This is a genomic window from Novosphingobium sp. (assembly GCF_031424035.1).
In the GTDB taxonomy this organism is placed as follows: Bacteria; Pseudomonadota; Alphaproteobacteria; order Sphingomonadales; family Sphingomonadaceae; genus Novosphingobium.
On the sequence record NZ_JANPGP010000141.1, the window covers coordinates 44,492 to 53,074 of the forward strand.

Here is an 8,583-nt window from a genome sequence, read left to right on the forward strand (position 1 = left end):
CTCAGGCCAGAGCGATGTCTGGTGCGTCTTCGCGTTTCATGCCGATGACGTTGTAGCCGGCGTCGACATGGTGAATCTCGCCGGTCACGCCCGAGGCTAGGTCTGACAGCAGGTAGAGCCCTGCCCCGCCGACATCCTCGATCGTCACGTTGCGTCCCAGCGGCGCGTTGAATTCGTTCCACTTGAGGATCAGGTTGAAATCGCCAATCCCGGAAGCTGCCAGCGTGCGGATCGGTCCGGCCGAAATCGCGTTGACGCGGATATTGTCACGGCCAAGATCGGCGGCGAGATACTTGACGCTGGTTTCCAGCGCCGACTTGGCGACGCCCATGACGTTGTAATGCGGCACGACCTTTTCGGCGCCGTAATAGGTCAGCGTCAGGATCGATCCGCCATCCGGCATCATCGCCGCTGCGCGCTGGGTCACGGCGGTAAAGCTGTAGACCGAGATGTTCATGGTGTTGAGGAAGTTGTCGAGGCTGGTGTCCGAATAACGGCCGCGCAGCTCGTTCTTGTCCGATGCACCGATGGCATGAACCACGAAGTCGATCGTCGGCCAGCGAGCCGCCAGCGTGGCGAAGGCGCTGTCGAGCTGCTCCATGTCGCCAACGTCGCATTCGAATACAAAGTCGCTGCCCAATTGTTCGGCCAGAGGCCGGCAGCGCTTTTCGATCGCCGCGTTGGGGTAGGTAAAGGCCAGTTCGGCGCCGTGTTCGTGCAGTTTCTGGGCGATTCCCCAAGCCAGCGACTTGTCATTCGCCAGACCCATGATCAGCCCGCGTTTGCCTTGCATCAATCCGCTCATGAAGTGCCTTCCCCGCCTTCGCTCTGTTTTCGGCGCCACCCGGGTGAGGACTTGCGCTCGATAAGGTCCCGTTCCTCCGGACTCTCGGCCAGTGCGGCATTGAGTTCGGCTCCGACGACAAGTCCTAAGCCCACCAGCCAGAAAAAGAAAAGGGCGATCATGACGCCGGCAAGACTGCCATAGGTCAGATCGTAGTGGAAAAGCGACCGAAGCACCCACGGCAGCGCGATTGACACGCCGGTCCACCACAGCGTGACAAACAGGGCGCCGGGCCATTTCGGAAAGCGGCTGCCGCGATAATGCGACGGCGTAAGCCAGATGAAGATCAGGAACAACGAGGCGTAAAGCACCAGTCCCGGCACGATCCGGCCCAGCGCGATGTCGGTCAGCAGGCTGGAGGCGCGGGGGAACCAAGTCTCGACGATTTGCGCCGCCGCACCAAGCGCCACCTGCGCCAGCAGCGAGAACATCAACGCGATCACTGCCGCCATGATGATCGCGGTAGAAATCAGCCGGTACCGCCAGAAGGCCTGCGTCGCCTCGGTGCCATAGGCGCGGCGCAGCACGTCGCGGATGGTCTCGACCAGACTGCCGACCGTCCACAGGCCGACAAGGCCGCCGATCCACAGTAGCGATCCGTGACGCAGCTCGATCACGTCATAGGCCACCGGCGCAAGGCTGTGAGCGACGACGGGCGGCAGGCCGGCGAGAAAGGCGCTGACCGAGGCGATGCGCTCATCAGGCTCGCCGATCGCGGAATAGACGGCGGTGACGGTGATGAAGAAGGGGAACAGCGCAACGATGGTCGTATAGGCCAGGTTGCCGGCATGGATGAAGCCGTCGTTCCACGCCCCCGTCCAGACGCGGGTGAATACGCGGTGCAGGCGCGATCCCTTGCCGAATTGGTGGTCGATCTTTTCGGCGAGCTCGCCGCGCCAGTGTTCCGCGCGAATGCGGCGCGCTTCCGGCGAAAGGTCGGGAACGTGCGCAGGCAGGCCCGGTTCGTCGACCTCGTGTTCTTCCATGGGTCAGACGCCCAACACTTCAGACACCCAGCCGACTTCGCGGGTTGCTTGTGTCGCGCCAGCCATCGAGGCGGCGCTTCAACTCTTCGTCATCGCCAGGCAGTTCGATTTCCAGCGTGACGAGCTGGTCGCCATTGGTGCCGTCCTTTTTCGACATGCCCTTGCCTTTGAGCCGCAGCACCTTGCCCGAACTTGAACCCGGAGCGACGGTCAACATCACCGCACCATCGGCGGTGGGCACTTTGACCTTGGCGCCGTTGACCGCCTCGTCGAGCGTGATCGGCAGGTCGAGCCGCAAGTTGTCGCCGTCGCGCTTGAACCACGGGTGGCTGTCTATGGCGATGGTGACAATGGCATCGCCGTTGCCGCCGGAACCCGGCTCGCCCTTGCCGGCGAGGCGCATCTGGGTGCCGTCCTCGACCCCGGCGGGCAGTTTCAGGTCGATGGTCTTGCCATCGGACAGCGTGATTCGCTGAGGCGCGCGGGTAGCAGCGTCGGTCAGGCTGACCTTGAGGCGGTAACTGACGTTCGCACCCTTGGCCGGGGGACGCCGCGCGCCGCCGCCAAAGCCGCCGCCGGGCCTGCCGCCGCCACGGCTTCCGCCGCCGCCGAACAGGCCGTCGAACAGGTCGGACAAGTCGATGCCTTCCGCGCCGCCGCCGGAAAACCCGCCGCCGCCGAAGGGATTGCCGCCACCACCCCCGCCGCCCATGCCGGCGAACGGATTTGCCGGATTGCCGTCGCCGTCGATTTCACCCCGGTCAAACTGTGCACGCTTGGTCGCATCGGACAGCAGGTCATAGGCGTTGGTCACTTCACTGAAGCGCTCGGCCGCCTTGGGGTTGTCGGTATTACGGTCGGGGTGAAGCTCCTTGGCCAGCTTGCGGTATGCGGACTTGATGTCCTTCTCGCTCGCATTGCGTGCAACGCCTAGGATCGCGTAAGGGTCTGCCATAAGCCCTAGCTAGGGGGCGCCGGGCGATCCGGCAAGCCACCCTGCCGCCTGAAAGCCTGCCTGCGATGTCGAACGAAGCCGATGCCATTGTCAGCGAGGAACCTTTCGCCCTGTTCGACGAATGGTTCGCGCTGGCCGTCAAGAAGGAACTCAACGATCCCGAAGCCGTCGCACTGGCCACGGCAACGCCCAGTGCCGCGCCTTCGGTGCGGATGGTGCTGATGAAGGAACGCGATTCCACGGGCTTTTTGTTCTATACCAATGCGCAGAGCCGCAAGGGGTGCGAACTGATGGCGAATCCGCAAGGGGCCATGCTCTTCCACTGGAAGTCGCTGCGCCGCCAGATTCGCATCGAAGGAGCGATAGAACAGGTGAGCGACGAACAGGCCGATGCCTATTTCGCCAGCCGCGCGCGCGATTCACAGATCGGCGCGCTGGCCAGCGATCAATCGCGCCCGCTGCCTTCGCGCGCGACGTTCCTTGGCCGGATCGCCAAGATCGGCGCGACGTACCTTGGCCGCGACATTCCGCGCCCCTCGCACTGGACCGGTTTCCGGCTGGTGCCGCACGCCATGGAATTCTGGATGGACCGTCCCTTCCGCCTGCACGAACGCCGCCGCTTCGTCCGCGATGCGGCAAGCGGCGCCTGGACCAGCGAGCTGCTTTACCCATGAACACGCCTGACAATTCCGCCGTGCTGAACCGCAGCGCCGCCTTCGCCTCAATCACCGTAGCGCTGCTGCTGGTAGGGCTGAAGACATGGGCGGCATGGTCGACCGGATCGACCGCGATGCTTGGCAGCCTTGCCGATACCGTCCTTGATCTCATCGCCTCGGTGGCGACGCTTGCCGGGGTTTGGGTCGCAGCGCAGCCGGCGGACAAGCATCACCGCTTCGGCCACGGCAAGGCCGAGGCGCTGGCCGCGCTGTTCCAGATCGTGCTGATCTCGATCTCGGCGCTGACCCTGGCCTTCCGCGCCATCGAACAGTTTTTCGCCGGCGCGCGCACTGAGGCGGCGGGCGATGGCATTCTCGTCTCGGTGATCGCCATGGCGGCAACGCTTGGCCTGCTGGCCTGGCAGCGCCACGTGATCGCCAAGACCAACAGCCTCGCGATCAGCACCGACCATGTCCATTACCAGTCCGACCTGCTGCTCAACCTCGCGGTGATCGGGGCGCTGGCGCTTGACCAATATGTCGGCATTTCCGGTTCGGACCCCTTGTTCGGCCTCGCCATCGCGCTGTGGCTCGGATGGGGGGCATGGCGCGCCTCGCAGGAGGCGATCACCCAGCTGATGGACCGCGAATGGCCCGAGGATAAGCGCAAGAAGTTCATCGAAGTCATGGCCCGTCACCCCGAACTGCGCGGCGTGCATGATCTGCGCACGCGCACCTCTGGCAATCAGGATTTCGTCCAGTTCCACGTATGGGTCGATCCGGACATGACGATCCAGCAGGCGCACCGCGTGATGGACGAGATCGAGATCAAGCTGCTCGCGGAATTTCCCGGCGTGGAAATCCTGATCCATCCCGATCCCGAGGGCCACGTCGATACCGGCATCGGCGCGAAGGACCTCATGCCTCCGGTCGGCGCCTGACGCCCTTACGCCTTCGGGAACAGCGCCATGATCCGCGCGAGGTGATCGCGCACTGCCTTGCGTTCCGGCTCGCTGCTTTTTCCCAGCCGCACCACGGTGAGTTTCTGGTCAGGCGAGACGATCACATATTGGCCGAGATGGCCGAGCGCGGCGAAGACCGATCGCGGGGCGCGGTCCGGGAACAGCGATTCGCGGCCGCTTGGCTGCGGGCGGTTGAGCCAGGTCTGCGCGCCGTAACCGGGATTGCGCGGGCTGGGGCTGGTCATGAAATCGATCCAGTTTCGTGGCACGAGCTGGACGCCCTTCGCCGTCCCGCCGGCGCGCAGGAATTCGCCAAAGCGGCCCCAGTCGCGCGCGGTGGCGTGGATCAGACTTGAGCCGATCAGCGTACCTGCTGCGTCGAATTCCGGGAAAGCGCTCTTCATGCCGGTCGGCTCGAACAGGCGGGTGCGCAGGTAATCGGCCACGGCGCGCTGGCGCACGCCCGGGTCGGCGCTTTGGGTCAATGAGCGCGTGGCGATGTCCGACAGGATCACGGTCGTCGCTGAGCTATATTCGAACTTGTGGCCGGGTTCCGCCTCAAGCGGCTCGGCTTCGGCCCAGGCGGCCATATTGTCGCGCCCCTCAAGGAACAGCATCCGCACTTCACCCGATTCATAAACCGGATCGCCCGCCTCGGTATGGCGCAGGCCGGAACGCATCTGGAGCAATTGGCGCAAGGTGATCGCGCCGCGAGGGTCTCCGGGGCGCTGCCATGCGGCGACCGGGGCGCTGTCATCAAGCCGCAGCCGCCCGTCGGAGATCAACTGGCCGATCATCACGCCGGTGATCGTCTTGGCCATCGACCAACCGACCAGCCGCATGTCTTTCGTATAGCCCTCGCCATAACGCTCGGCGACGATTCGCCCGCCCGAGAACACCACCAGCGCGCGGGTTTCCCCGGCGGCGGCATCGGTGAACAGGGCATCGACCTCGCGCGCCAGCCGCTCGCGGTTCACGCCGGGTTTCTCGGTCACAGCGGAAAGCGCCTGCTCCGTCAGCGGCGGGGGAGGCGGCGGATCGGCTTCTCTCACAGTGCAAGCCGCGAGGGCTGGCAGCATCGCGATGGTCAGGATAAGGGAGGGCGCACGCGCGGACATCGCGCGCCTCATGCGCAAGAACCGGGTCCGATGGCAACCACGAAACCGAAACCCCTGCAGAGTTTACGAGCGCGACTCCGGCCACGGCGACGCTGGCCGTGGCTGGTGCCAGTGGTTCTCGCTGGGTTGCTGGTCTGGTTCTGGACACCAATCAACGGCTATGCCGATGCCGGGGCTTCCTATGGCGCGCGGGTGGCCTGTTCGTGCCGCTACATCGGCGGCCGCAGCCTTGACGATTGCCGCAAGGATTTCGAGCCCGGCATGGGACTGGTCATGCTGAGCGAGGACACGGCGGCGAAAAGCGTCACCGCGCGCTTTCCGCTGCTCGCCTCGCAGACCGCGACGTTTCGGGATGGGCCGGGCTGTGTACTGGAGCCGTGGGACGACTGATCAATTGGGTGAGTGATCAGGAGTCGGCAAACGCCGCGCTCACTGTGCTGTCGATCCAGCCGCCGCCCAGCACCCGTTCCCCGGCGTAGAACACCGCTGCCTGTCCGGGCGCGACGCCATATTCTGGTGCGGCGAAGTGGATGGTGACGGCCTCGCCATCGCCGAGTGAACCCTCAATGGTGACCGGCACCGGCTTGGCCAAGCTGCGCACCTTGGCCGTGACCGGTCCGGACGGCATCGGCCCGATACGGTTGGTCTCGTCGATCCGCGCCGAAGCCACCGCCAGCAGCCGCTTCGGTCCGACAAGCACGCGCCGCGCCGCGGCGTCGATCCCGGTCACGTAAAGCGGCTCGGGCTGGCCGCCAATCTCCAGCCCGCGGCGCTGGCCAACGGTGAAGTGGATCACGCCCTTGTGCTCACCCAGCACCGCGCCAGTTGTCGCATGGACGATCTCGCCGCCGCCCAAGCCTTCGGGGCGAACCTTCTCGACGACCTTGGCATAGTCACCATCGGGCACGAAGCAGATGTCCTGGCTGTCCGGCTTGGCCGCGTTGCGCAGGCCGAATGTCTCGGCAAGGCGGCGGACTTCAGGCTTGGGCAGGCCGCCCAAGGGAAAGCGCAGGAATTCGAGCTGGGCTTCGGTGGTGCCGTAAAGGAAATAGGACTGGTCGCGCGCCGGATCGAGCGCCCGGTGGAGTTCCGGTCCGGCCGAGCCTTCCTCACGCCGGACATAATGCCCGGTGGCAAGGCAGTCCGCCCCCAGTTCGCGCGCCATGGCGAACAGGTCGGTGAACTTTGGCCCCATGTTGCAGCGGATGCAGGGGATCGGGGTGCGGCCCGCAAGGTAATCGTCGGCGAAGCGTTCGACCACTTCCTCGCGGAACTGGCTTTCGTGGTCGAAGACATAGTGCGCGATGCCCAGCCGGTCAGCCACGGCGCGGGCATCGCGGATATCGTCACCGGCGCAGCAGGCACCCTTGCGGCCGGTCGCCGCGCCGTATTCGTACAGCTGGAGCGTGACGCCGATGACCTCGGCCCCGCTGGCTGCCGCCATGGCGGCAACCACCGAGCTGTCGACCCCGCCCGACATGGCGACGACGATACGCTTGCCGGCCAGCGTGCTGTCCGCGCCGGCGGTCAACTGGAACAGGGCAGGCCAATCGAGCTGCGCGGCTTCAAGGTCAGAAAGGGGGGCGTCCATCCCGGCGCCCATACACTTTAAGCCGCGCCACGGCAAAACCGGCGGCACAAAAGCGATGAGCCGTGCACAGGTTCAGACTTGTTAACTAACCTCAAGATCAAATGAAGACCGCGTTTACTCCGTCTTGACCTTGGGCGGTCTAGAAGCCGGCTTATGGAAATGGGATTTGCCCCTTCAAGCCTTGAGGCCAGCAGCGTAGCCCGCGCGCAGAATCCGCGTACCGGGCCGCTTGACTGGCATGCCATCAAGGCGCGTTTCATCGCCGCCCACGCCTTGCGGCGCGAGCTTGCCGATGCGGCTAACGGGGCTTTTTCCGGAGGCAGCTTCACCGGATCGGGCGCTGATGCGCTCGCCGCCCTTAGAGAATTTGCTGCTGCCGTTAACCTTGATGCTTCAGGCAATCGCAAAGCCCCGTCTGCCAATGATGCCCATGTCATCGACACCCCCACTGCGATGACCGAGGAAAGCTATGATTGAGAACCAGGATATCCGGCCAGCCATGGTCATCGGTCCGCTCGGCGAACCGCTGACGCTAGACTCGCTTCCGCCGCCGTCGACGACCCGCTGGGTCGTGCGCCGCAAGGCTGAAGTGGTTGCAGCGGTCAACGGCGGCTTGCTGTCGATCGAAGAAGCTTGCGAACGCTATGGTCTGACGCTCGAGGAATTTGCCGGCTGGCAGCGGGCCGTCGATCGTTCAGGCATGCAGGGGCTGCGCGTGACCCGCATCCAGCATTACCGCGAACTATACGAGCGCCAGCTCAAGTACTGATCCGGGCTACCCCGATGGGTATTCAGACGGCCGGGCCTCGAACGCGAGGTCCGGCCGTTGCCGTTTGGCAACAGGAATTTGGACTCTGCCGCATGCCGACAGGATCGAGGCTCCGCCATCTTGGCGATGCCGTCCCGCAACACCATTTTTTCGGTTACAAATCGGTGCATTCTGTCTGATTGCCAGAGCGTTGGTCGAAGGCTATTCCCCGCTCGTGGATCAAAGCCCCCGTGCACTGTTGCGGCAGGTGATATATTGATCTAATACAGCACCCGAACTACGGGAGGCGGCATGCTTCCGCCATTTGCAGAATTAAGGCGCCTTTTTGATGGATTACGATTCGAGGACCGATGCTGCCCTGGCAGGGGCCGATCTGGCGGCTGATTCCGTGCTGACCGATGCCGAAGAGGACCGGCAATCCCGCCGCCGCACGATCCTGATCATTGTTGGCGCCATCGTCGCGCTCATCGCCGTGTTCTTCATGCTCCACGGATTTGGCGCGAAGGAAGAGGAAAAGAAGGATCAGGCTCCGCGCGTAACCGTGGTGGCCCCGGGTGCAGCCACGGTTGAAGGCGCGATCAACGTCAACGGCTCGCTGGGCGCGCGCCGCGAAATGCCCGTCGGCGTTGTCGGCGAAGGCGGCCAGGTCCGCTCGGTGCTGGTCGAGGCGGGCGACTGGGTCAATGCCGGGCAAGTGCTCGC

10 protein-coding genes and 1 pseudogene are annotated in these 8,583 nt (G+C 64.7%); 6 read left to right on the plus strand and 5 right to left on the minus strand.

Annotated elements, in window-relative coordinates; all coding sequences use genetic code 11:
• Window position 1 precedes the first annotated feature (1 nt).
• The 3 genes from fabI to RMO89_RS19575 are packed head-to-tail and all read right to left on the minus strand — an operon-like array spanning window position 2 to window position 2,785.
• Entirely contained in the window at window positions 2–805 is an 804-nt protein-coding gene (gene fabI / locus RMO89_RS19565; RefSeq protein WP_310535282.1) for an enoyl-ACP reductase FabI, read from the minus strand.
• A complete protein-coding gene (locus RMO89_RS19570) occupies window positions 802–1,830 on the minus strand; it encodes a YihY/virulence factor BrkB family protein (protein ID WP_310535285.1) in 1,029 nt (342 codons plus the stop codon). Before RMO89_RS19570 ends, fabI begins: the two co-directional genes overlap by 4 nt.
• Before the next feature lie 19 nt (window positions 1,831–1,849).
• Window positions 1,850–2,785: a DnaJ C-terminal domain-containing protein gene (locus RMO89_RS19575; RefSeq protein WP_310535286.1), complete on the minus strand. Its 936-nt coding sequence runs from the start codon at window positions 2,783–2,785 to the stop codon at window positions 1,850–1,852.
• Between the two features lie 65 nt (window positions 2,786–2,850).
• Between RMO89_RS19575 and pdxH the strand changes: the two genes are divergently transcribed.
• Together pdxH and RMO89_RS19585 are read left to right on the plus strand one after the other, a co-directional pair.
• Entirely contained in the window at window positions 2,851–3,459 is a 609-nt protein-coding gene (pdxH, locus tag RMO89_RS19580) for a pyridoxamine 5'-phosphate oxidase (RefSeq protein ID WP_310535288.1), read from the plus strand.
• Entirely contained in the window at window positions 3,456–4,382 is a 927-nt protein-coding gene (locus RMO89_RS19585; RefSeq protein WP_310535290.1) for a cation diffusion facilitator family transporter, read from the plus strand. Before pdxH ends, RMO89_RS19585 begins: the two co-directional genes overlap by 4 nt.
• 5 nt (window positions 4,383–4,387) lie before the next feature.
• Here RMO89_RS19585 and RMO89_RS19590 read toward each other — a convergent pair whose 3' ends face one another.
• On the minus strand, window positions 4,388–5,521 hold the full coding sequence (locus RMO89_RS19590; protein WP_310535292.1) for a serine hydrolase: 1,134 nt from the start codon (window positions 5,519–5,521) through the stop codon (window positions 4,388–4,390).
• A gap of 105 nt (window positions 5,522–5,626) precedes the next feature.
• Between RMO89_RS19590 and RMO89_RS19595 the strand changes: the two genes are divergently transcribed.
• Window positions 5,627–5,911 carry a hypothetical protein gene (locus RMO89_RS19595; RefSeq protein WP_310535293.1) on the plus strand — a complete coding sequence of 95 codons (285 nt, stop codon included), beginning with the start codon at window positions 5,627–5,629 and terminating at the stop codon, window positions 5,909–5,911.
• 16 nt (window positions 5,912–5,927) lie between these two features.
• Here the strand turns inward: RMO89_RS19595 and mnmA are convergent, their stop codons facing one another.
• Window positions 5,928–7,112 (minus strand): tRNA 2-thiouridine(34) synthase MnmA, encoded by a 1,185-nt coding sequence (mnmA, locus tag RMO89_RS19600; RefSeq protein ID WP_310535294.1) that lies wholly within the window; start codon window positions 7,110–7,112, stop codon window positions 5,928–5,930.
• A gap of 159 nt (window positions 7,113–7,271) precedes the next feature.
• Between mnmA and RMO89_RS19605 the strand changes: the two genes are divergently transcribed.
• The 3 genes and pseudogenes from RMO89_RS19605 to RMO89_RS19615 form a co-directional block, all read left to right on the plus strand.
• A complete protein-coding gene (locus RMO89_RS19605; protein ID WP_310535295.1) occupies window positions 7,272–7,589 on the plus strand; it encodes a hypothetical protein in 318 nt (105 codons plus the stop codon).
• Complete coding sequence (locus RMO89_RS19610) at window positions 7,582–7,881, plus strand: DUF1153 domain-containing protein (protein WP_310535296.1); 300 nt, start codon at window positions 7,582–7,584, stop codon at window positions 7,879–7,881. The genes RMO89_RS19605 and RMO89_RS19610 overlap by 8 nt, the downstream gene beginning before the upstream one ends.
• A gap of 328 nt (window positions 7,882–8,209) precedes the next feature.
• Window positions 8,210–8,583 (plus strand): annotated as a pseudogene (locus tag RMO89_RS19615) (efflux RND transporter periplasmic adaptor subunit); the annotation flags it as partial.

Excerpts from the sequence above, each read along its gene's own strand:
- RMO89_RS19585 (WP_310535290.1), top strand. The coding sequence starts at position 3,456 with ATGAACACGCCTGACAATTCCGCCGTGCTGAACCGCAGCGCCGCCTTC.
- fabI (WP_310535282.1), bottom strand. The coding sequence starts at position 805 with ATGAGCGGATTGATGCAAGGCAAACGCGGGCTGATCATGGGTCTGGCG.
- RMO89_RS19610 (WP_310535296.1), top strand. The coding sequence starts at position 7,582 with ATGATTGAGAACCAGGATATCCGGCCAGCCATGGTCATCGGTCCGCTC.
- pdxH (WP_310535288.1), top strand. The coding sequence starts at position 2,851 with ATGTCGAACGAAGCCGATGCCATTGTCAGCGAGGAACCTTTCGCCCTG.
- RMO89_RS19570 (WP_310535285.1), bottom strand. The coding sequence starts at position 1,830 with ATGGAAGAACACGAGGTCGACGAACCGGGCCTGCCTGCGCACGTTCCC.
- RMO89_RS19575 (WP_310535286.1), bottom strand. The coding sequence starts at position 2,785 with ATGGCAGACCCTTACGCGATCCTAGGCGTTGCACGCAATGCGAGCGAG.
- RMO89_RS19605 (WP_310535295.1), top strand. The coding sequence starts at position 7,272 with ATGGGATTTGCCCCTTCAAGCCTTGAGGCCAGCAGCGTAGCCCGCGCG.
- RMO89_RS19590 (WP_310535292.1), bottom strand. The coding sequence starts at position 5,521 with ATGTCCGCGCGTGCGCCCTCCCTTATCCTGACCATCGCGATGCTGCCA.
- mnmA (WP_310535294.1), bottom strand. The coding sequence starts at position 7,112 with ATGGACGCCCCCCTTTCTGACCTTGAAGCCGCGCAGCTCGATTGGCCT.